This window comes from Microbacterium sp. AG790, assembly GCF_003634765.1.
Lineage (GTDB): Bacteria > Actinomycetota > Actinomycetes > Actinomycetales > Microbacteriaceae > Microbacterium.
Genome location: NZ_RBWZ01000014.1, coordinates 88,492 through 109,217 on the forward strand (window position 1 = coordinate 88,492; position 20,726 = coordinate 109,217).

The window sequence follows — 20,726 nt, forward strand, 5'->3', positions numbered from 1 at the left end:
CTCCGCGGCAACCCCTCAAGCTTACTACATTTCGAGGAGTGCAACGAACACGGCTCAGTCCGCGACGGCGGGTGCGGGCAGCTCGATCGGGATGATCGGGCAGTCCTTCCAGAGCCGCTCGAGCCCGTAGAACACACGCTCCTGCTCGTGGAAGACGTGGACGACGAGGTCGCCGAAGTCCAGGAGCACCCACCGCGACTCGTGGCGGCCTTCGCGGCGAAGACGCTTCACACCGTTCTCGAGCATCGCCTCCTCGACGGCGTCGGCGATGGCGGCGACATTGCGCTCGCTCGAACCGGTGGCGAGGAGGAAGGCATCCACGAGAGGCAGAGGCTCGGAGACGTCGAAGGCGAGAAGATCCTCGGCGCCCTTGCTCTCGGCCGCCGCCGCGGCGACGTTCACGAGGGTGCGGGTGGTGTCTGCAGTGGTCATCGAAATAATGCTCCTGTCGCAAGGGCCACGATCAGCACGCCGGTCAAGGCCAGCGCCAGCGCTCCCGCGGTGATGACGAGCGCCAGCATGAGCCGACTCCCCTTCTCCGGCGCGGGCGGTTTGATGATGTCTTCGGCACTCTTGATCGTGCTGATCGCGGAGCTGGCCGCGATCGGGGTGGGTGAGGAGGAGGCGGGAAGCTCGCCGTCGACGAGGACCGCGTCCGTCTCCTTGTTATCGGTGCGGCCGGGCATCGCGCCGGTCGATCCGAACGATTCGGGAAGAGAGAAGGTTCCGGTGATGAGGACTTCACCGGTGCCCGTGATGGGCGAGACGAGCGCACCGGTCTCCGGTGTCTGCGACAGGATCAGCGCGTTGGGCGCCGACAGCGCACCGGTGGCGGTGCTGCCGCGGGTCAGAAGCTGATCGAAGGATGCCGGGAGATCGATCTCCACACCCTCCCCGGCGAGAAGCCCCGAACCGAACGTCGGTGCGACGACGGGCCGCTCTTCATCGTCTGCAGGCTCGGGGGTCTTCTCCGGCGTGACGTCGGCCGGAGGGGCATCATCCCGCTGATCGACCGATGCGGCGGCGTCGGCCTCGTGGGTGTCCCCCGCGGCAACGTCGGCCTGCTCCTGTTCGTCCACGGGAGCGTTCGGGGCGGATTCCGCCGGGGTGGGCGTCTCGTCGGCGACCGGCACCGAGGCCGTCCGCAGTCGTTCCTGACGACGGACGGCGCGCCTCGTGAACGACGGCGCGTCGACATCGACGTCGGCGGCCGCGGGGGGTGCCTCGGCGACCTCGACGGGCGCGGCGGCCCGCGGCAGCGGAGCAACGACGGGAGGGGCCGGTTCGGCCGGGTGTGCTGCCTTCTCGGCATCTTCGGGGGTGATCACCGGCGTCGAAGCGGTGTTGCGCATCTCGCGCAACTGCCGGCGGGTCAGCTGGGGAGTATCGGGCTGGTCGGGTGTGCTCATGCCTCGCTCCGGTAAAGGTGGTGCTTCGCAATGTATTGGACGACGCCGTCGGGGACGAGGTACCACACCGGGTGGCCTCGGTTCACCCGCTCGCGACAGTCGGTGGAGGAGATCGCCAGGGCGGGGATCTCGAGTCTGCTCACGACGTCTTCGGGAAGGCCCTCGGTGGACAGGACGTGCCCCGGTCGAGACACCGCCACGAAGTGCGCCAGATCCCAGAGGCCGTCGTGGTCGCGCCATCCGAGGATCTGAGCGATGGCGTCGGCCCCCGTGATGAAGAAGAGCTCGGCGTCGGGACGAGCGTTCTTCAGGTCGCGCAGGGTGTCGATCGTGTAGGTGGGTCCGGCGCGATCGATGTCGACGCGGCTGACCGTGAACTGCGGATTGGATGCCGTCGCGATGACGGTCATCAGATACCGATGCTCACCGGCGGTGACCTTCTCCTTGTCCTTCTGCCACGGCATGCCGGTCGGAACGAAGATCACCTCGTCCAGGTCGAACGACTGAGCGACTTCGCTCGCCGCCACGAGGTGTCCGTGGTGGATCGGGTCGAAGGTTCCACCCATGACCCCGATGCGGGGGGCGCGTATCGAGGTCATGCCGGCGTCCTAGTGGTGGCCGTGTCCCACCTGCGCCTGGTCGACGGGGTGCGCCTTGGCGTACGCCTCGGCCTTGTGCGAGTGACGGTTGGCGACATTCCGGTAGGACAGCGTGACCAGTCCCAGCGCCATGAACACGATGAACGCGATCAGGCCGAAGATGAACGTCTGGGCCTGGACGTTGCCGTGAGGCTCAGCCTGCGCCGCAGCGAGGGCGAGGGTCGTGGCGAGGGTCATTCGGACTCCTTCGAAAGTCGGGTTTGTTCAGTTTAGGCGGTCAGGTGCGGATCTGCCCGGACCCACGCGCCAGCCACTTGGTGCTCGTGAGCTCGGGAAGGCCCATCGGGCCCCGGGCATGCAGCTTCTGCGTGGAGATGCCGACCTCGGCACCGAAGCCGAACTCGCCGCCGTCCGTGAAACGAGTGGACGCGTTGGCCATCACCACCGCGGAGTCCACCTCCGCGAGGAACCGCTCGGCCCGGGCCTCGTCCGCCGTCACGATCGACTCCGTGTGATGCGTCGAGTAGCGGCGGATGTGGGCCAGGGCCTCATCGAGATCGTCCACGACGCGCATCGAGAGGTCGAGGCTCATGTGTTCGGTCGCCCAGTCGGCATCCGTCGCCGCGACCGCTTCGGCAACCAGCCCGCGGACGGTCTCGTCGCCGTGGATGGTGACCCCGGCATCCTGCAGCGCGGCGGCGACCGGAGGCACCAGGCGCTCGGCCGCGTCACGCAGCACGAGGACCGTCTCCACCGCGTTGCACACGCTCGGCCGCTGGGCCTTGGCGTTCACGACGATCTGCTGGGCCCATTCGAGCGGTGCGGATGAGTCCAGGACGATGTGGACCACGCCGGCACCCGTCTCGATCACCGGCACGGCCGACTGCGTGACGACGGTCTCGATCAGCTGAGCGCTGCCGCGCGGGACGAGCACGTCCACGAGCCCGCGTGCCTGCATCAGCGCGTGGGCACCGTCGCGCCCGAAATCGTCGACGGTCTGGATGGCTTCGGGATCGATCCCCTGACCCTCCAAGGCGTCGCGCATGGCGCTGACCAGCGCAACGTTCGTCGACTGTGCGGCGGTGCCGCCGCGCAGCACGACGGCGTTCCCGGACCGCAACGCCAGCGCCGCGATGTCCACGGTGACGTTCGGGCGGGCCTCGTAGATCGAACCGACGACGCCGAACGGCACCGATACCTTCTGCAGTCGCACGCCGTTGCTCAGCGTGCGCTCGTCCAGCACGCGGCCGACCGGGTCGGGCAGCTCGGCGACGTCACGGACGGCTGCGGCGAGGGCCGCGACGCGCGCCGGGTCGAGACGGAGGCGGTCGAGCAGACCGTCGGTCAGTCCGTCGCGTTCCCCGCGCTCGAGGTCGACGGCGTTCGCCGCGACGATGTCGTCGGTCGCGGCCTCGATCGCGCCCGCGATCGCGCGCAGTGCGTCGGCCTTCTGCGAATCGGTGAGCAGGCCCACGCCGCGCGCCGCATCGTGCGCGTGGGCGATGCGCTGACGTGCGCCGGTGAGCGCGTCGACAGAGACGGTGGTCATCCGCTCATTCTACCGAGCGGCGTCACGGCATCCGCCGTGCGTGACGGCGACGCTCAGGCGGAGCCGACCGCCGGCAGCGGTGTGGTGCCCGTGCGCGGCGGTGTCTCGGGATTCGGCGCGAACCAGGTGCCGATGTCCTCGCCTGCCAGTGCCTGCTCGACGAGGTCGGCGCTGGTGACGAGCACGCCGATCCCGGATGCCGCGGCGAGGCGCGCCGCCGACGCCTTGGTGGCCGCTCCCCCGGTGCCCACACTGTTGACGACGACGGAACCGAACTCGAAACGGGTCAGGTCGTCGCCGAAGGGCACCGTGTGGATCGCTTCGGCCCCTGGCTCGGACGGCGGACGCGTGTACAGCGACGCGATGTCGCTGAGAAGGATCAGCGCATCCGCGCCGATCAGCTCCGCGACGAGGGCCGCGAGGCGATCGTTGTCGCCGAAGCGGATCTCGTGGGTGGCGACGGTGTCGTTCTCGTTGACGATGGGCAGCACACCGAGGCCCAGCAGGCGGTCGACCGCCCGGCGCGCATTGGCGCGGTGTGCCGCATTCTCGAGGTCTCCTGCCGTCAGCAGCACCTGACCGGCGAGCAGGCCATAACGCTCCAGCGTGGTCTGATAGCGCCACATGAGGACGTTCTGACCGACGGCGGCGGCCGCCTGCTGCGTCGCCAAGTCGGACGGACGACCCGCGAGATTGAGCAGCGGCAGCGCCGTCGCGATGGCACCGGAGGAGACCAGTACGACCTGCGTGCCGCGAGCGTGTGCGGCCGCGAGGGCGTCGACGATCGATTCGATGCGGTGATGATTGTCGCCGCTGATGGAGGAGGAACCCACTTTCACGACGACGCGACGCGCCCCCGCGATACCGGACCGATCGTGCACGCTCACGCTCGCTCGTCGTCCTCCCCGTCGAGGAAGGAATCCGGCGCCCCGAGGCGCTCAGCCTCGAGTTCCGCGCGGGCCTCCGCCTTGGCGTCCATCCGCTCGTGGTACCGCTCGCGACGCTGTGACGTGGTGCGGCGCGGGTTGAGGTCGAGTCGGGGATCGGTCCCGCGCGGAGCCGTCATCAGCTCGGCCGCGGAAGACAGCGACGGATGCCAGTCGAACACGATGCCGTCGCCCGGCCCGATCACGACCGTGGAGCCCGCGACGGCTCCCACGCGGAACAGCTCGTCCTCGACGCCCAGCTTCTCGAGGCGATCTGCGAGGAAGCCGACCGCCTCCTCATTCTGGAAGTCGGTCTGCTGCACCCAGCGCAGCGGCTTGTCGCCCAGAATGCGATAGACGTTGCCGTAGGTGCCGCCTTCGACGCGGATCTCGAACTCCTTCTGCGCGCCCTTGGGGCGGATGACGATGCGCTCTGCTGCGGGGGCCTCCGCCACCTGCACGCGATGCTGCGCGATGATCTCGCCCAGCGCGAACGTCAGTTGACGCAGCCCCTCGTGGCTGACCGTCGAGATCTCGAACACGCGGTAGCCGCGCTCTTCGAGATCGGCACGCACGAGATCGGCGAGATCCTTCGCCTCGGGCACGTCGACCTTGTTCAGGGCTACCAGCTGCGGGCGATCCAGCAGAGGGATCTGTCCCTCGGGAACCGGGTAGTTCGCCAGCTCTTCGCGGATCACGTCGAGATCGCTCAGCGGGTCGCGTCCAGGCTCCAGCGTCGCGCAGTCCAGGACGTGCACCAACGCGGTGCAGCGCTCGACGTGGCGGAGGAACTCGAGGCCCAGCCCCTTGCCCTCGCTGGCGCCCTCGATGAGTCCGGGAACGTCGGCGACGGTGAAGCGGATGTCGCCGGCCTGCACGACGCCGAGGTTCGGATGCAGCGTCGTGAACGGATAGTCGGCGATCTTGGGCCGCGCCGCCGAGACGGCAGCGATCAGGCTCGACTTGCCCGCGGAGGGGAAGCCGACGAGAGCGACGTCGGCCACCGTCTTCAGCTCGAGGAAGACGTCGCCCTCCCACCCGGGCGTTCCGAGCAGTGCGAAGCCCGGCGCCTTGCGCTTGGGGTTCGCGAGCGCGGCATTGCCGAGCCCGCCCTGGCCGCCGGGAGCGACGACGAAGCGCGTCCCCGGGACGATGAGGTCCGCAAGGGTTTCACCCTCGGCATCCTTCACCACGGTGCCGACCGGAACGGCGAGCTCCAGGCTTTCGCCCGCGGCGCCGGAACGGTTGTCGCCCATGCCGAATCCGCCGTTTCCGGCGGACCGGTGCGGCGAGTGGTGGTACGACAGCAGCGTCGTCACCTGCGGGTCGGCGACGAGGACGATATCGCCTCCGTGGCCTCCGTTGCCACCATCGGGGCCGGCGAGCGGCTTGAACTTCTCGCGGCGCACGGACACACAGCCGTTACCGCCTTTGCCGGCGCGCAGATGGAGCGTCACTCGATCGACGAAGGTCACCATGTCGGTCTCCTGACGGAAAGGTGGGGAAAGAGGAAAGGGGATGTAACGAAGGAGGGGCGAGCCGAAGCCCGCCCCTCACCTCATGTTCGTGGTCGAACGCGCGGTCACTCCGCCGCGGCGACGATGTTGACGACCTTGCGGCCGCCCTTGGTGCCGAACTCGACCGCACCGGCGGCGAGGGCGAACAGCGTGTCGTCTCCGCCGCGGCCGACGTTGGCGCCCGGGTGGAAGTGCGTACCGCGCTGGCGAACGAGGATCTCGCCCGCGCTGACGGCCTGGCCGCCGAAACGCTTCACGCCCAGTCGCTGGGCGTTGGAGTCACGACCGTTACGGGTAGAGCTTGCGCCCTTCTTGTGTGCCATCTCGTCTGCCTCTTCCGCTTACTTGATGCCGGTGATCTTGACGCGCGTGAGGTCCTGGCGGTGGCCCTGGCGCTTCTTGTAGCCGGTCTTGTTCTTGAACTTCTGGATCACGATCTTCGGGCCGCGCTCCTCGCCGAGGACCTCGGCGGTGACGGTGACCTTCGCGAGCTTGTCGGCGTCGGTCGTCACGGCGTCGCCATCGACGAGCAGCACCGCGGGCAGCTCGAGCTTGTCGCCGATCTTGGCCTGCTGACGGTCGAGGACGACGATCGTGCCGACCTCCACCTTCTCCTGACGGCCACCGGCGCGCACAACTGCGTAAACCACTTCACACCTGTTTTTCTTCTGCGGAGCCAACGGCCCCGGCTGTCTTCATGGGACGAGTACGTCCCCTGCGGGTGTACCCAAATATCCAGTGCGGAGGCGAAACTCGACGCACCAAGGGTCTACTTTACCGGATGCCGGGGCCATCGGCAAAAGCGACGCAAGGCGTGTCGCGCGTCGACCTAGACTGCGAGGATGGCGATCCTCATCGACGACCCGCGCTGGCCCGCCCACGGGAGGTTGTGGGCGCACCTGGTCAGCGACAGCGACCTCGATGAACTGCACGCCTTCGCGGCCGCGAACGGCATCCCGCGTCGCGGATTCGATCGCGACCACTACGACGTTCCCGAGGATGCGCTCGCGCGCCTCGTCGCCGCCGGAGCCGAGCACGTCAGCGGCCACGAACTCGTCAAGCGTCTGATCGCCTCGGGCCTGCGGATCACGGCACGCGAGCGTCGCGAGGGCTGACCGCTCCCCCGCGACGCGCGAGCATCACTCGGCAGCGGGCTCGGCCGTCGGCGTCGCCGCCACCGGGGTGCCCGTCAGCGCCGCGGTGGTGACGCGTCGGCGTCCCCGACCCTGGCCAGGAGCCTTCGGCTCCGGAAGAGCGCTCAGCACCGAATCGAGAAGGATCTCCTTCTCGCTCCGCTCGTTGGCCGAGGAGCGAGAAGCCGGCTCGCGCTTCTTGCGGGGACGCTTGGCGCGCTCGGGTGCGGCCTCAGGCTGTGCGTCGATCACTGTCACCGCCGGGACCTCGGCGGCCTCCGGTGAATCCTCGGCTGCGGTGTGGATGGTGGACGCGGCGATCTGCGCGAGCGCGGACTTCGCACTCTCGGTGATCACGTGCGTGCCGCCGCTCACGGAGCCGTTGCCGCCGGCGGCGGCGGGCGAGGAGCTCTGTCGCGACCGACGGCCGCCGGTCGACGCGGGCGCCTGCGCGCCACGGTGCTTGACGACCGGGTCGTGGTGCACTATCACGCCGCGACCGGCGCAGACCTCGCAGGCCTCGCTGAAGGTCTCCAGCAGACCGAGCCCCAGCTTCTTGCGCGTCATCTGCACGAGGCCGAGCGAGGTCACCTCGGCGACCTGGTGCTTCGTGCGATCGCGGCTGAGGCACTCGACGAGACGGCGCAGCACGAGGTCGCGGTTGGACTCCAGCACCATGTCGATGAAGTCGACGACGATGATGCCGCCGATGTCGCGCAGACGGAGCTGACGGACGATCTCCTCGGCGGCCTCCAGGTTGTTCTTGGTGACCGTCTCCTCCAAGTTGCCGCCGGAGCCGACGAACTTGCCGGTGTTGACGTCGACCACCGTCATGGCCTCGGTGCGGTCGATCACCAGCGAGCCGCCGGACGGCAGCCAGACCTTGCGGTCCAGCGCCTTCTCGATCTGCTCCGTCACGCGGAACCGGTCGAACGGGTCCTGATCGTCCTCGTACTTCTCCACGCGCTCGAGGAGGTCCGGGGCGACGCCGGCGAGATAGGCGGTGATCGTCTGGTAGGCGTCCTCGCCCTGGATGAGCATCTTGGAGAAGTCCTCGTTGAAGACGTCGCGGACGATCTTCACGAGCAGGTCGGGCTCGGAGTGCAGGAGCGCAGGAGCGCCGATCTTCTCGACCTGAGACGAGATGTGCTCCCACTGCGCGGTGAGCCGCTGCACATCGCGCGTGAGCTGGTCCTCCGTCGCGCCCTCCGCAGCCGTTCGCACGATGACACCGCTGGACTCCGGCAGCACCTCCTTGAGGATGCGCTTGAGGCGGGCGCGCTCCGTGTCGGGGAGCTTGCGGGAGATGCCGTTCATCGCACCGCCCGGCACGTACACGAGGTAGCGGCCCGGAAGCGAGATCTGGCTCGTCAGACGCGCACCCTTGTGTCCAACCGGGTCCTTGGTGACCTGGACGAGAACGCGGTCGCCGCTCTTGAGTGCCAGCTCGATGCGACGCGGCTGGTTGCCCGTCTCCACGGCATCCCAGTCGACCTCTCCCGAGTAGAGGACGGCGTTGCGTCCGCGACCGATGTCGACGAAGGCGGCCTCCATGCTCGGCAGCACATTCTGCACGCGGCCGAGGTACACGTTGCCGATGAGTGAGGACTCCTGGCTGCGCGCGACGTAGTGCTCGACCAGCACGTTGTCTTCGAGAACGGCGATCTGGATACGCCCGTTCTTCGAGCGCACGATCATGTCGCGGTCGACGGCCTCGCGCCGGGCGAGAAACTCCGCCTCGGTGACGACGGTGCGCCGGCGTCCGGCTTCGCGGCCGTCGCGGCGACGCTGCTTCTTGGCCTCGAGACGCGTTGATCCCTTGATCCGCTGCGGCTCGGTGATCAGCTCCACGGCGCGCCGACGCGGCTGGCTCTGCTCACGCGGCGCGTCATCCTCGGCGGCCGACGAGCCGGCGCCCCGGCGGCGGTTGCGCCGACGCGCGCTCGTGCCGGACTCGGAAGGCCCCTCGTCCCGATCGTCTCGCTGATCGACACGGATGCCGGGACGCGCGGGAAGCGGCACGATCTGCGGGGCGTAGAAGACCAGCTGCGTGGAGACGGCGGAGACGAACTCGGCGGGCAGGAGCCCGAGGCTCACAGCCGTGACGGGCTCCGTCGCTTCGGGTTCCGTCGCTTCGGGCTCGGTGGCGTCGGGCGCCGTGGTATCGGACTCGGTGCTCTCAGCATCCGCGGCCTCCGCCTCGCCGCCGTGCTCCTCCGCGACCGGGGCGCCGTCAATGACGGGCGCGTCCTCGGCGGCGGCGTCGCGCGTGCCAGCGTCCGCGTCGCGCGTGCCGGCGTCCGTGGGCGCACCAGCCTGCTCGACGGAGGGAAGCGACGGGGTCAGGACCTCGTCGGCAGGGATTGTGGACTGATCGTTGTTCTCATCGGCCATCTCTGGCTTACTCCTCGCCGCCGGCTCCGCGTGCCGTCGGGTGAACTCTGGCGGCGTCACCCGATAGTGGGGAACCGCATACTCACTCGGTCTGCAGCCTCACCCGCTCGTCGGCGGGACTCGTGCTGCCAAGGGCGTTCATCGCCCGAAGTCTTCGGTGATGCGTGGTGCGGCGCGGCCGCGATGCATCGGCCACCATTATCGCATCATCCGAGGAAGATTGAGCAGAGCGACGCTCGGACCGTGCTCTGACGCTCATTCGGTCTCCCAGCAGCGACCGTCCGTGTGGATGCGATAATCGCCAGCATGTCCGCGCAGACCATCGACACCCGCCCGAAGATCCTCGCCATCTGGCTGGTGATCGCGGGAGTCATCGGGTGGATCGCAGCGTTCGCCCTGATGTTGGAGAAGTTCGACAAGGCCACCGGATCGACCGCACCGGCGTCGTGCGACTTCAGCGTCGTCGTGCAGTGCAGTGCGAACCTCGACTCCGCTCAGGGCAGCGTCTTCGGCTTCCCCAACCCGATCCTGGGGCTCACCGGATGGATGGCGCCGATCGTGGTGGGGATGGCTGTTCTCGCCGGCGCCCGTTTCGCCCGCTGGTTCTGGCTCACGTTCTTCGCGGGCGTCACGTTCGCCTTCGGATTCGTGATCTGGCTGATCACCCAGAGCATCTTCTTCCTCGGAACGCTGTGTCCCTGGTGCATGGTCACGTGGCTCGTCACGATCCCGACGTTCTACGCCGTGGCGGTCCAGCTGCTGCGCTCGGGCGTGATCTCTTCCCACCCGCGTATGCGTGCCGTCGGCGCCTCTCTGGCCGCGTGGGTCCCGCTCATGGCGTTCGTGTCGTATGCGGTGGTGCTCCTGCTCGCGCAGCTGCGGCTCGACGCCATCCCGCAGCTGCTCGACGTCATCTTCTGAACCTCTGAGGCACCGAGACTCAGAGGTGCCCGAAGCCCAGACGCGCGATGCCCTTCCGCCTCAGAGGCGGAAGGGCATCGGAGCGTGCAGGCGAGCGATCAGAACCAGATCGCCAGTTCGCGCGCGGCCGACTCGGGGCTGTCGCTGCCGTGCACGAGGTTCTGCTGGACCTTCAGGCCCCAGTCGCGCCCGAAGTCGCCCCGGATCGTGCCCGGTGCTGCGGTCGTGGGATCGGTCGTGCCGGCCAGCGAGCGGAAACCCTCGATGACGCGGTTGCCCGCGAGGCGGATCGCGACCGACGGCCCCGAGAGCATGAACTCGAGAAGCGGCTCGTAGAAGGGCTTGCCCGCGTGCTCCGCGTAGTGCTGCTCGAGCACGTCGCGGTCGGGCTCGACGAGCTTGATGTCGACCAGGGCGTAACCCTTGGCCTCGATGCGCGCCAGGATCGCTCCGGTCAGGCCGCGCGCCACGCCGTCGGGCTTGACGAGGACAAGGGTCTCTTCGGTGGGCATTTCATTCTCCGTTCGTGACGTGCGGGGAAGCGTCTGCGCGGGCCGCGTTGCGACGGTCGAGCGCTCTGCCCTTGATGGTCGCATACGCGTACATGCCGCCGAAAATCACGCCGACGATGACCAGCGCGGGCACGAGCAGTCCGCCCAGTACGACGACGAGCTGCCAGAGCCAGCCGAGCAGGATGCCCACCCGGGAACGTGTCAGGCCGGTCGTGAGGATCAGGAGCGCCGCCAGCACGGAGCCGCCGACGATCCCCCACCAGGACGGGATGCCGGCGGGAAGCACGTTCAGACCGTAGACCGCCAGGCCGCCGAGGAAAACGATGATCGACTCGAACCCGAGCACGACCTGTGCGAGCGATTCCTCCGCGCCGCGTGCGCGCCGCGCGCGTGCGCTCACGCGCTCCACCCGGCCTTCCAGTCGCCGTCCGCGGCGAGTTGCAGGGCCTCGCCCGCCAGCACGACGCTGCCCGCGATGATGACCGCGCGTCGGTCCGAGCTCGCTGCCCATTCGCGCGCGGCTTCGGCCGCGTCAGCGAGGTCACGGTGCACGGTGACGGGGATTCCCGCCGCCTCGACGAGGTCGGCCAGCGCATCGGGGTCGGCGGCCCGCTCGGAGTCCGGCGCCGTCACGAACACCTGGGTCGCCGCCGGCGCGACAGTGGCGACGATCCCCGCGATGTCCTTGTCGGCGAACGCGCCGAGCACGATGCCCCATTCGTCGAAGTCGAACGAGTCGCCCAACGCGGCCACCAGGGCGCGTGCGCCGTGCGGGTTGTGCGCGCTGTCGATGAGCACGGTGGGCGCGACACCGATCAGCTGGAGACGGCCGGGCGAGGTCACCTGTGCGAGTCCGTCGGTGAGCACATCGGGTGCGATCGGCTGTCGACCGGCGCCGATGAGCGACTCGACGGCCGCGATGGCCAGGGCCGCGTTGTGCCCCTGGTGTGCGCCGTACAGCGGCAGGTAGAGATCGTCGTACGTCGCCGCGAGGCCCCGCACGCTGAGCTGCTGTCCGCCGACGGCGAGCGTCTGGCTCGTGAGGCCGAAGGCGGTCCCCTCGACCGCGAGGGACGCGCCTCGCGCGGCCGCGGCTGCGGTGAGGACGTCCAGGGCCGAGGGATCCTGCTGTGCCGACACCGCGGCGGCGTCGGTCTTGATGATCCCCGCTTTGACGGCGGCGATCTCGGCGATCGTGTGTCCGAGCTTGTCGGCGTGGTCGAGATCGATCGGTGCGATCACCGCGACGTCGCCGTCGGCCGTGTTCGTCGAGTCCCACGTGCCGCCCATCCCGACCTCGATGACGGCCACGTCCACCGGCGCGTCGGCGAAGGCCACGAAGGCGAGCACCGTGAGCAGCTCGAAGAAGGTGAGAGCGGCGTCCCCGGATGCCGCGAGCTCCGCGTCGACCAGGTCGACGATCGGGGCGATCTCGTCCCAGGCATCGGCGATGAGTGCGTCCTCGATCGGCTCACCGTCGATCATGATGCGCTCGGTGAAGCGTTCGAGATGGGGACTCGTGAACAGCCCGGTGCGCAACCCGTGGGCACGCACGATTGACTCGATGATGCGGCTGGTCGAGGTCTTGCCGTTGGTGCCGGTGACGTGCACGACGCGGTAGGTCCGTTGCGGATCGTCGAGCAGTTCCAGCGCGCGACGGGTGCGTTCGACGCGGGGCTGCACCCACTGCTCACCCTGACGGGTCAGCAGGCTCTGGTAGACGGCGTCGGCGCGCTGACGGTCGTTCACGAGGACGCTCCGATCCGGGTGACGGCGACGGTGACGTCGCCGGCGTTGGCGTAGGTACCGGCCGCGACGAGCGCCGTGTGGTCGGCGTCGATCGTTTCGGCCGCAGCCAACACCGATCCCTCCCCGACGAGCGCGGTGCCTTCGGGTGAGACGACCGCGTAATCGAGGGCGAGTGTCTCGCCCGCCACATCGGCGGTGCCGAAGGCAGACGCAACGGCCGCGGCATCCTCCGACGAGCTGAACAGCAGCTGCAGGCGGATGCGGTCGCTCACGTCGAACCCGGCGGCCTTGCGCGTGTCCTGCACGGCGCGGACGATGTCGCGGGCGAGTCCCTCGGCTTCGAGCTCCGGCGTGGTGGTCGTGTCCAGCAGCACGAAGCCGCCCTGACGCTCTCCCGACCCCGCCAGCACGGCGAGCGCCTCCCCATCGGGGCGCCCGGCCGTCTCGAGCACGAGGTCGTACTCGCCGGGCTCCAGGGCGATCCCGCCGACGACGACCGTGCCCTCGGCATCCGTCCACTCCCCCGCGCGCGCGGCGGCGATCACCTGCTGCACCTGCTTGCCCAGACGCGGGCCGGCCGCGCGAGCGTTGACCGACAGGCGGTGGGTGATGCCGTAGTCGGCTGCCGTGTCTGCCTCGAGCTCGACGAGCTCGACGGCCTTGACGTTGAGCTCGTCTCGCAGGATGTCCTCGAACTGTGCCAGCGCACGGGCATCCGCCACGACGACGGTCAGTCGGGGAAGCGGCAGACGCACGCGCTTGCCCTCCTTCTTGCGGAGGGCGTTGGCGACGCTGGAGACGTCGCGAACGGCGTCCATGGCCGTGCGGATGTCGGCCGCGGCGGGGAACGCATCGGCGTCGGGCCAGTCCTCCAGGTGCACGCTGCGGCCGCCGGTGAGCCCCTGCCAGACGCGCTCGGAGACGAGCGGGATCAGCGGCGCGGCGACGCGCGTGAGCGTCTCGAGCACCGTGTACAGGGTGTCGAAGGCTTCGGTCGACGTCTCGTCGTCGGTCACCCCGACCCAGAACCGGTCGCGCGAGCGGCGCACGTACCAGTTGGTGAGCGCCTCGGCGAAGTCGCGGAGCTTCGCCGCGGCCGTCGTCGAGTCGAGCTGTTCGAGGTCGGCGGCGACGCCGCGGACGAGGTCGCCGGTGAGGGCGAGGATGTAGCGGTCCAGAACGTTCGTCGAGTCGGTGCGCCAGCGCGCCTCGTATCCGTCGGTGGTCGCGGCGTTCGCATAGGTCGCGAAGAAGTACCACGTGTTCCACAGCGGCAGCAGGAACTCGCGCACGCCCGCGCGGATGCCCTCCTCCGTCACGATGAGGTTGCCGCCGCGCAGCACCGACGAGGCCATGAGGAACCAGCGCATCGCATCGGAGCCGTCGCGGTCGAACACCTCGCTGACGTCGGGATAGTTGCGCAGCGACTTGCTCATCTTCTGGCCGTCGCTGCCGAGCACGATGCCGTGACAGGCGACGCCCGTGAAGGCGGGCCGGTCGAACAGGGCGCCGGAGAGCACGTGCATGACGTAGAACCAGCCGCGCGTCTGGCCGATGTACTCGACGATGAAGTCGGCCGGTGCGTGCTCGTCGAACCACTCGCGGTTCTCGAACGGATAGTGCACCTGCGCGTAGGGCATCGATCCCGAGTCGAACCAGACGTCGAAGACGTCCTCGATGCGGCGCATCGTGCTCTGCCCGGTCGGATCGTCGGGGTTGGGCCGGGTCAGCTCGTCGATGTAGGGACGGTGCAGATCCACGTCGCCCGCGGCATTGCGCGGGAGGCGACCGAAGTCGCGCTCCAGATCGGCGAGCGACCCGTAGACGTCGACGCGCGGATACTCCGGGTTGTCACTGCGCCACACGGGGATCGGCGAGCCCCAGAAGCGGTTGCGGCTGACGGACCAGTCGCGGGCGCCTTCGAGCCACTTGCCGAACTGCCCGTGCTTGACGTTCTCCGGCGCCCAGGTGATCTGATCGTTGAGTTCGATCAGGCGGTCCTTGATCGCCGTGACGCGCACGAACCAGCTGGAGACGGCCTTGTAGATCAGAGGGTTGCGGCACCGCCAGCAGTGCGGGTACGAGTGCTCGTAGGAGGCCTCGCGCAGCAGGCGGCCCTCGGCGCGCAGCAGGCGGATGAGCGGACGGTTGGCGTCCATCCACAGCTCGCCCGCGACATCGCCGACCTGCGGGAGGAAGCGCCCGCCGTCGTCGAGGCTCATGATGAGCGGGATGCCTGCCGCCTCGGTGATCCGCTGGTCGTCCTCACCGAAGGCGGGTGCCTGATGCACGATGCCCGTGCCGTCGGTCGTGCTGACGTAGTCGTCCACGAGGATGCGCCAGGCGCTCTCGGTGCCCCAGACCTCGGCATCCGCGTAGTAGTCGAAGAGCCGGTCGTAGTGGACGTCCGCCAGCTCGCTGCCGAGGACGGTTCGCTCGACGGCCTCGGCCGCGTCGGTCGGGGTCTCGTAGCCGAGGTCCTTCGCGTAGCCGCCCAGCAGGTCGGAGGCGAGCAGGTAGCGGTGGGCGGCTGCGCCCTCGTCGTCGCCGGATGCCGGGACATCCGCCGCGCCGTGCGGTCCGCCCGGCACGACGACGTACTCGATGTCGGGGCCGACGGCCAGAGCGAGGTTGGTCGGCAGCGTCCACGGCGTGGTCGTCCATGCCAGGGCGCGCACGCCGGTGAGCCCCAGGCTCTGCGCCTTCACACCGACGAGCGGGAACGTGACGGTGACCGAGGGGTCCTGGCGCATCTTGTAGACGTCGTCGTCCATGCGCAGCTCGTGGTTGGACAGGGGGGTCTCGTCGCGCCAGCAGTAGGGCAGCACGCGGTGCCCCTCGTAGGCGAGGCCCTTGTCCCACAGCTCCTTGAACGCCCAGAGCACCGACTCCATGTAGCCCGTGTCGAGCGTCTTGTAGCCGCGTTCGAAGTCGACCCAGCGCGCCTGGCGGGTGACGTAGTCCTCCCACTGCTGCGTGTACTCGAGCACCGACTCGCGGGCCTTCGCGTTGAAGGCGGCGATCCCCATCTGCTCGATCTCGCTCTTCTCGGTGATCCCGAGCTGCTTCATGGCCTCGAGCTCGGCGGGAAGGCCGTGGGTGTCCCAACCGAACACGCGGTCCACCTTTTTGCCCCGCATGGTCTGAAAGCGCGGGAAGAGGTCCTTCGCGTACCCGGTGAGGAGGTGCCCGTAGTGGGGCAGTCCGTTGGCGAACGGGGGGCCGTCGTAGAACACCCACTCCTCGGCGCCGTCGCGCTGCGCGATCGACGCGCGGAAGGTGTCGTCGCGCGCCCAGAAGTCGAGCACGTCGCGCTCGATCGTGGGAAAGCGCGGGCTCGGAGACACGTCGGCGGCGGGCCCGAAGGGGCTCGTGTCGCCGGCGGCGGGGTTCGTCGAGGGACGGGGGTAGCTCATGTCACTCCAGCAGGTGCTCGTGCATCGTGGGAATCGTGCAGTCTTCCTGCGAGGACGATCGTGCGACCGCGGTACCACCCCGCTTGCCGACGCGGGGAAGCGGCGGCCACTCGTGCGACGGCTGTGACGGGCCTGCCCCGCGCGGTTCTACCGGCCCCGGACGGTTCCTGGGCGTTCTTCCGCGAGCTCCCCGGTGATGGCCGGATCAGTGCTGATCAGAACATCATACCGGGAGCGTAGGCTCGAGGGATGGCCGGCCGTCCCCCCGCTTCCTCTCGTCCGCGGGCACCGCGTGTGAGTGCGCCGGACCTTCCCGATCACCTCGATGAGGTACCGGCCCTGCGCTCCCGCGCCGACCTTCTCGGCGTCGTCGTGACGGGTGTGAGCGGGGAGGTGGATGCCGCGCACTGTCGGCTCATCGAATCTCGGGTGGCCGCGGCATCCGGAGCGGCCGCCGGCCACGTCGACGTCACGGGTGCCACCTTCGTGGACGTCGCTGTCGATGGGCTGCGCGCGATGGCTCTCGTCGCGCGGGACGCCAGCTGGCGCAACGTCACGGTCGGTGGAGGGCGGGTGGCCACGCTCGACGGGCAGCGTGCCCGCTGGGACAGCGTGGTGGTGCGCGACGTGCACATCGACTACCTCTCGCTGCCGTCCGCCGAGCTCACCGACGTGCTCTTCGTGGACTGCACCTTCGGGACGGTCGATCTCCCGGAGGCCCGGCTTGCGCGGGTCGCCTTCGAAGGATGCCGCGCCGACGAGGTCGACACCCGAGGGCTGCGATGCGACGACCTCGATCTCCGGGGGCTCGAAGCCCTCGCCTTCACCGACGTCCGTGCGCTCACGGGCGCGTGGCTCCAGCCGCGTCAGGCGGAACTGCACGCCGCCGCGTTCGCGCAGGCTCTCGGCATCCGGATCTGCGCATGACGCCCGATCCCCGCGTGCGCATCGAGACCGCACGCCTTCAGCTGAGGGAGATGACCGACGACGATCTGCCGGACCTGCGCGCGATCCTCCACGACCCGCAGGCGATGACGGCGTACAACGGCGCCTTCAGCGCCGCGGAGTCGATGGCGTGGCTGCAGCGCCAGCGCCAGCGCTACCGCGACGACGGCTTCGGGCTGTGGGCGGTCGTGCGCGGTGACACCGGGCGGATGATCGGACAGTGCGGCATCACACGCCAGCAGATCGATGGCGACCAGGTCATCGAGGTCGGTTACCTGTTCCAGCGTGCCCACTGGGGTCACGGCTACGGCGTCGAGGCGGCCGCGGCGTGCCGTGACTGGGCCTTCTCGACTCTGCCGATCGACGAGCTGTACGCCAAGATCCGCTCGACGAACATCGCCTCCATGAACCTCGCCATCCGGCTGGGCATGACGGTGCGCCGTACCTTCACGACGCACTATCGCGGCGTCGACATGCCCCACCTCGCCTTCGCGATCGACCGGGGCACGTGGGCGCGCCGCTCCGATGCGCGGCCGATCGGTTTTCGAGGAGATGTCGCGAACTGAGGATCGGATCGGGTCGGGCGCTCCTCGGCATCCGCCATCTCCTCGGAACCTACCGGCGCGCGCCCGGTAGACTGAGGCGCACATTCCACACTCAGGCACGCTCACACAGTGCCGCACATATCGCTCGAGGAGACCCATGTCCGACGCGCAGATTCCCGACAAGCCCGCCCTGGAAGGCCTCGAGCAGAAGTGGGATGCCGCGTGGAGCGCGGCAGGCACCTACCTCTTCGACCGCGACGCGGCGAAGGCCAAGGGTCGCGCTGGCGTCTTCTCCGTCGACACGCCGCCGCCGACCGCATCGGGATCGCTCCACATCGGCCACGTCTTCAGCTACACGCACACCGACGTGAAGGTGCGCTTCGAGCGCATGCGCGGCAAGACCGTTTTTTACCCCATGGGCTGGGATGACAACGGGCTTCCCACCGAGCGTCGTGTGCAGAACTATTACGGCGTGCGCTGCGACACCTCGCTGTCGTACGACCCCTCTTTCACTCCCCCGTTCCGCGGCGACGCGAAGAGCCTGAAGCCCGCGGACCAGGTGCCCATCAGCCGCCGCAACTTCATCGAGCTCTGCGAAGAGCTGACCCTGGAGGACGAGAAGGCGTTCGAGGCCGTCTTCCGCCAGCTCGGTCTGTCGGTGGACTGGACGCAGACCTACCGCACGATCTCGGACGACACCATCCGCACGAGCCAGCTCGCGTTCCTGCGCAACCTCGAGCGCGGTGAGGCGTATCAGGCGCTCGCGCCGACGCTGTGGGACATCGACTTCCGCTCCGCGATCGCCCAGGCCGAGCTCGAGGATCGAGAACAGCAGGCGTCGTATCACCGTCTCGCCTTCCACAAGAGCGACGGCTCGGGAGACATCCAGATCGAGACGACCCGCCCCGAACTGCTCGCGGCCTGCGTGGCGCTGGTCGCCAACCCCGGCGACGAGCGGTACCAGCCGTACTTCGGCCAGACGGTTCGCACGCCGATCTTCGACGTGGAGGTTCCCGTCCTCGCGCACCCGCTCGCCCAGCAGGACAAGGGTTCGGGCATCGCCATGGTGTGTACGTTCGGAGATGTCACCGACATCGTCTGGTGGCGTGAGCTCGACCTGCCCAACCGGACGATCCTCGGCCAGGACGGCCGTATCCTTCCCGACGCCCCCGATGCCGTGACCACGGATGCCGCAAAAGCCGCCTACGCCGAGCTGGCCGGGCTCACCGTCTTCAGCGCCAAGAAGAAGATGGTCGAGCTGCTGGAGGCCTCGGGCGAGCTGCTGCAGGTCTCGAAGCCGTTCAGCCACCCGGTGAAGTTCTACGAGAAGGGTGACCGTGCGCTGGAGATCGTCTCCACGCGCCAGTGGTACCTGCGCAACGGCGCCCGCGACGAGGCGTTCCGCGAGAAGCTCATCGCACTCGGTCAGGGCATGCAGTGGCATCCGGACTTCATGCGCGTGCGCTACGAGAACTGGACCAACGGCCTGACCGGTGACTGGCTCATCAGCCGCCAGCGGTTCTTCGGCGTGCCGATCCCCGTCTGGTACCCGCTGGACGAGAACGGCGAGCGGGTCGAGGGCGGTGTGATCACCGCCGAGGTCGCGAGCCTGCCGGTCGATCCGACGACCGACGTGCCGCCCGGGTTCACGGAGTCCCAGCGCGGCGTTCCCGGCGGCTTCGAGGGTGAGAAGGACATCTTCGACACCTGGGCGACCTCCTCGCTCACTCCGCAGCTGGCCGGCGGGTGGCAGCGCGACGAAGAGCTCTGGAACGTCGTCGCGCCGTTCGACCTGCGTCCCCAAGGCCAGGACATCATCCGCACCTGGCTGTTCTCTACGATGGTCCGCTCGGCCCTGGAAGACGATCGGGCGCCGTGGTCGGATGCCGCCATCAGCGGCTTCATCGTCGACCCCGATCGCAAGAAGATGTCGAAGTCCAAGGGCAACGTGGTCACCCCCGCCGACATCCTGGACCAGCACGGCACCGACGCGGTGCGGTACTGGGCCGCATCGAGCCGGCTCGGCGCCGACGCCGCGTTCGACCCCCAGAACCCGACGCAGGTGAAGATCGGGCGACGCCTGGCCATCAAGGTGCTCAATGCAGCCAAGTTCGTGCTGTCGTTCCCCGTGCCGGCGGGCGCCGAGGTGACCCACGCTCTGGATGCCGCGATGCTCGCGACTCTCGACCGTGTCGTGCGCGATGCCACGGCCGCCTTCGAGGCGTACGACCATGCCCGCGCGCTGGAGATCACCGAGGCCTTCTTCTGGACGTTCTGCGACGACTATCTCGAACTCGTCAAGGAGCGCGCCTACAACCAGACCGACGTCGGACAGGCCTCCGCCGCGCTCGCGTTGCGCACGGCGCTGTCGACGCTGCTGCGTCTGCTCGCCCCCGTGCTCGCGTTCGCGGCCGAGGAGGCCTGGTCATGGTTCGAGGACGGTTCCGTGCACACCGCGCCCTGGCCGGAGCCTCTGGGCACGGGCGCCGGTGATGGCGCCGCCGGTGACCCGGCCGTGCTCACGGCGGCCAGTGCGGCGCTCATCGGCATCCGCCGGGCGAAGACCGAGGCCAAGGCGTCGCAGAAGACGCCGGTCGCGCGTCTCGTGCTGCGCGGCGACGATGCGACGATCGCCGCGCTCCGTCTCGCGGAGGGCGACCTCAAGGCCGTCGGGCGCATCGCGCAGCTGGAGCTGGTCGGAGGCGGCGAAGGACTCGTCGTGGACGCCGTCGAGCTCGCGCCGGAGGCCTGAGATGCAACTCGGAACCCGGTGGACGAGCGGTGACGAGCCGCCCACGGCTGTTCCCGTGGTTCTGCGGGCGCAGATCCACGCCGTCGATCGTGCGCTTCCCGGCGACGACCTCGGACAGCCGCGCCCGCGGTGGACGCTCACCTTCTTGGAGGGGCGACCGATCGCCGAGCTCGACACCGGCGTGATCGTGGAGGTCGCGGCATCCGGCGAGGTGACCGTGCGTCACGACGACGAGGATGAGTTCGGCTGAGCGGGAACAGCAGCGCTAGCTGTGCTGCCCAGGGACGTTGGTTGAGGTGTGACGCGATAGACGGGTGAGGACCTCCCGGTCGAGAGTGGAGCTGTCTAGTTCCCGCACT

At 69.1% G+C, this 20,726-nt stretch carries 20 protein-coding genes; 6 read left to right on the forward strand and 14 right to left on the reverse strand.

The window, feature by feature from the left end:
• Positions 1 to 54: 54 nt before the first annotated feature.
• From rsfS to rplU, 9 genes are all read right to left on the reverse strand, one after another.
• On the reverse strand, positions 55 to 432 hold the full coding sequence (gene rsfS / locus DEU37_RS14615) for a ribosome silencing factor (protein ID WP_005053513.1): 378 nt from the start codon (positions 430 to 432) through the stop codon (positions 55 to 57).
• A complete protein-coding gene (locus tag DEU37_RS14620; protein ID WP_121191321.1) occupies positions 429 to 1,409 on the reverse strand; it encodes a hypothetical protein in 981 nt (326 codons plus the stop codon). Before DEU37_RS14620 ends, rsfS begins: the two co-directional genes overlap by 4 nt.
• Positions 1,406 to 2,008: a nicotinate-nucleotide adenylyltransferase gene (gene nadD / locus DEU37_RS14625; protein ID WP_005053506.1), complete on the reverse strand. Its 603-nt coding sequence runs from the start codon at positions 2,006 to 2,008 to the stop codon at positions 1,406 to 1,408. The genes DEU37_RS14620 and nadD overlap by 4 nt, the downstream gene beginning before the upstream one ends.
• 9 nt (positions 2,009 to 2,017) lie before the next feature.
• Positions 2,018 to 2,245, reverse strand: a complete 228-nt coding sequence (locus tag DEU37_RS14630; RefSeq protein ID WP_121191322.1) for a hypothetical protein — start codon at positions 2,243 to 2,245, stop codon at positions 2,018 to 2,020.
• A 40-nt stretch (positions 2,246 to 2,285) separates the two neighbouring features.
• Complete coding sequence (locus DEU37_RS14635) at positions 2,286 to 3,557, reverse strand: glutamate-5-semialdehyde dehydrogenase (protein ID WP_121191323.1); 1,272 nt, start codon at positions 3,555 to 3,557, stop codon at positions 2,286 to 2,288.
• Between the two features lie 53 nt (positions 3,558 to 3,610).
• Positions 3,611 to 4,444 (reverse strand): glutamate 5-kinase, encoded by an 834-nt coding sequence (gene proB / locus DEU37_RS14640; RefSeq protein ID WP_121191324.1) that lies wholly within the window; start codon positions 4,442 to 4,444, stop codon positions 3,611 to 3,613.
• Entirely contained in the window at positions 4,441 to 5,961 is a 1,521-nt protein-coding gene (obgE, locus tag DEU37_RS14645; protein ID WP_016465127.1) for a GTPase ObgE, read from the reverse strand. The genes proB and obgE overlap by 4 nt, the downstream gene beginning before the upstream one ends.
• Before the next feature lie 104 nt (positions 5,962 to 6,065).
• Positions 6,066 to 6,323 carry a 50S ribosomal protein L27 gene (gene rpmA / locus DEU37_RS14650; protein WP_005053492.1) on the reverse strand — a complete coding sequence of 86 codons (258 nt, stop codon included), beginning with the start codon at positions 6,321 to 6,323 and terminating at the stop codon, positions 6,066 to 6,068.
• A gap of 18 nt (positions 6,324 to 6,341) precedes the next feature.
• The gene (gene rplU, locus DEU37_RS14655) at positions 6,342 to 6,650 is read right to left on the reverse strand and encodes a 50S ribosomal protein L21 (RefSeq protein ID WP_005053490.1); all 309 of its coding nucleotides are present in this window, start codon (positions 6,648 to 6,650) and stop codon (positions 6,342 to 6,344) included.
• A 192-nt stretch (positions 6,651 to 6,842) separates the two neighbouring features.
• Here rplU and DEU37_RS14660 point away from each other — a divergent pair, with 192 nt between their 5' ends.
• Positions 6,843 to 7,115 carry a DUF4031 domain-containing protein gene (locus DEU37_RS14660; RefSeq protein ID WP_016465126.1) on the forward strand — a complete coding sequence of 91 codons (273 nt, stop codon included), beginning with the start codon at positions 6,843 to 6,845 and terminating at the stop codon, positions 7,113 to 7,115.
• Between the two features lie 24 nt (positions 7,116 to 7,139).
• Here the strand turns inward: DEU37_RS14660 and DEU37_RS14665 are convergent, their stop codons facing one another.
• Positions 7,140 to 9,527 carry an Rne/Rng family ribonuclease gene (locus tag DEU37_RS14665; protein WP_121191325.1) on the reverse strand — a complete coding sequence of 796 codons (2,388 nt, stop codon included), beginning with the start codon at positions 9,525 to 9,527 and terminating at the stop codon, positions 7,140 to 7,142.
• Between the two features lie 306 nt (positions 9,528 to 9,833).
• Between DEU37_RS14665 and DEU37_RS14670 the strand changes: the two genes are divergently transcribed.
• A complete protein-coding gene (locus tag DEU37_RS14670; RefSeq protein ID WP_121191326.1) occupies positions 9,834 to 10,448 on the forward strand; it encodes a vitamin K epoxide reductase family protein in 615 nt (204 codons plus the stop codon).
• A 98-nt stretch (positions 10,449 to 10,546) separates the two neighbouring features.
• Here the strand turns inward: DEU37_RS14670 and ndk are convergent, their stop codons facing one another.
• From ndk to ileS, 4 genes are read right to left on the reverse strand one after another with little or no spacing between them, the layout of a single operon-like run.
• Positions 10,547 to 10,960 (reverse strand): nucleoside-diphosphate kinase, encoded by a 414-nt coding sequence (ndk, locus tag DEU37_RS14675; protein ID WP_005053482.1) that lies wholly within the window; start codon positions 10,958 to 10,960, stop codon positions 10,547 to 10,549.
• Between the two features lies 1 nt (position 10,961).
• Positions 10,962 to 11,369, reverse strand: a complete 408-nt coding sequence (locus DEU37_RS14680) for a DUF4233 domain-containing protein (protein WP_005053480.1) — start codon at positions 11,367 to 11,369, stop codon at positions 10,962 to 10,964.
• Positions 11,357 to 12,709 (reverse strand): folylpolyglutamate synthase/dihydrofolate synthase family protein, encoded by a 1,353-nt coding sequence (locus tag DEU37_RS14685; RefSeq protein WP_121191327.1) that lies wholly within the window; start codon positions 12,707 to 12,709, stop codon positions 11,357 to 11,359. The genes DEU37_RS14680 and DEU37_RS14685 overlap by 13 nt, the downstream gene beginning before the upstream one ends.
• Positions 12,706 to 16,125, reverse strand: coding sequence for an isoleucine--tRNA ligase (ileS, locus tag DEU37_RS14690; protein WP_121191328.1), 3,420 nt, complete (start codon positions 16,123 to 16,125; stop codon positions 12,706 to 12,708). Before ileS ends, DEU37_RS14685 begins: the two co-directional genes overlap by 4 nt.
• A 249-nt stretch (positions 16,126 to 16,374) precedes the next feature.
• Between ileS and DEU37_RS14695 the strand changes: the two genes are divergently transcribed.
• From DEU37_RS14695 to DEU37_RS14710, 4 genes are all read left to right on the forward strand, one after another.
• Positions 16,375 to 17,052: a hypothetical protein gene (locus DEU37_RS14695; protein WP_121191329.1), complete on the forward strand. Its 678-nt coding sequence runs from the start codon at positions 16,375 to 16,377 to the stop codon at positions 17,050 to 17,052.
• Positions 17,049 to 17,636 (forward strand): GNAT family N-acetyltransferase, encoded by a 588-nt coding sequence (locus tag DEU37_RS14700; protein ID WP_016465120.1) that lies wholly within the window; start codon positions 17,049 to 17,051, stop codon positions 17,634 to 17,636. The genes DEU37_RS14695 and DEU37_RS14700 overlap by 4 nt, the downstream gene beginning before the upstream one ends.
• A gap of 136 nt (positions 17,637 to 17,772) precedes the next feature.
• Positions 17,773 to 20,367, forward strand: coding sequence for a valine--tRNA ligase (gene valS / locus DEU37_RS14705; protein ID WP_121191330.1), 2,595 nt, complete (start codon positions 17,773 to 17,775; stop codon positions 20,365 to 20,367).
• 1 nt (position 20,368) lies between these two features.
• Entirely contained in the window at positions 20,369 to 20,617 is a 249-nt protein-coding gene (locus tag DEU37_RS14710) for a hypothetical protein (RefSeq protein ID WP_121191331.1), read from the forward strand.
• The last annotated feature ends 109 nt before the right edge of the window (positions 20,618 to 20,726 follow it).

What these genes read in the sequence shown, in the direction of transcription:
- DEU37_RS14620 (WP_121191321.1), bottom strand. Translation starts at nt 1,409, where the DNA reads ATGAGCACACCCGACCAGCCCGATACTCCCCAGCTGACCCGCCGGCAG.
- DEU37_RS14630 (WP_121191322.1), bottom strand. Translation starts at nt 2,245, where the DNA reads ATGACCCTCGCCACGACCCTCGCCCTCGCTGCGGCGCAGGCTGAGCCT.
- ndk (WP_005053482.1), bottom strand. Translation starts at nt 10,960, where the DNA reads ATGCCCACCGAAGAGACCCTTGTCCTCGTCAAGCCCGACGGCGTGGCG.
- DEU37_RS14710 (WP_121191331.1), top strand. Translation starts at nt 20,369, where the DNA reads ATGCAACTCGGAACCCGGTGGACGAGCGGTGACGAGCCGCCCACGGCT.
- DEU37_RS14700 (WP_016465120.1), top strand. Translation starts at nt 17,049, where the DNA reads ATGACGCCCGATCCCCGCGTGCGCATCGAGACCGCACGCCTTCAGCTG.
- DEU37_RS14665 (WP_121191325.1), bottom strand. Translation starts at nt 9,527, where the DNA reads ATGGCCGATGAGAACAACGATCAGTCCACAATCCCTGCCGACGAGGTC.
- rpmA (WP_005053492.1), bottom strand. Translation starts at nt 6,323, where the DNA reads ATGGCACACAAGAAGGGCGCAAGCTCTACCCGTAACGGTCGTGACTCC.
- nadD (WP_005053506.1), bottom strand. Translation starts at nt 2,008, where the DNA reads ATGACCTCGATACGCGCCCCCCGCATCGGGGTCATGGGTGGAACCTTC.
- ileS (WP_121191328.1), bottom strand. Translation starts at nt 16,125, where the DNA reads ATGAGCTACCCCCGTCCCTCGACGAACCCCGCCGCCGGCGACACGAGC.
- rsfS (WP_005053513.1), bottom strand. Translation starts at nt 432, where the DNA reads ATGACCACTGCAGACACCACCCGCACCCTCGTGAACGTCGCCGCGGCG.
- DEU37_RS14635 (WP_121191323.1), bottom strand. Translation starts at nt 3,557, where the DNA reads ATGACCACCGTCTCTGTCGACGCGCTCACCGGCGCACGTCAGCGCATC.
- DEU37_RS14695 (WP_121191329.1), top strand. Translation starts at nt 16,375, where the DNA reads ATGGCCGGCCGTCCCCCCGCTTCCTCTCGTCCGCGGGCACCGCGTGTG.
- DEU37_RS14660 (WP_016465126.1), top strand. Translation starts at nt 6,843, where the DNA reads ATGGCGATCCTCATCGACGACCCGCGCTGGCCCGCCCACGGGAGGTTG.
- valS (WP_121191330.1), top strand. Translation starts at nt 17,773, where the DNA reads ATGTCCGACGCGCAGATTCCCGACAAGCCCGCCCTGGAAGGCCTCGAG.
- obgE (WP_016465127.1), bottom strand. Translation starts at nt 5,961, where the DNA reads ATGGTGACCTTCGTCGATCGAGTGACGCTCCATCTGCGCGCCGGCAAA.
- DEU37_RS14670 (WP_121191326.1), top strand. Translation starts at nt 9,834, where the DNA reads ATGTCCGCGCAGACCATCGACACCCGCCCGAAGATCCTCGCCATCTGG.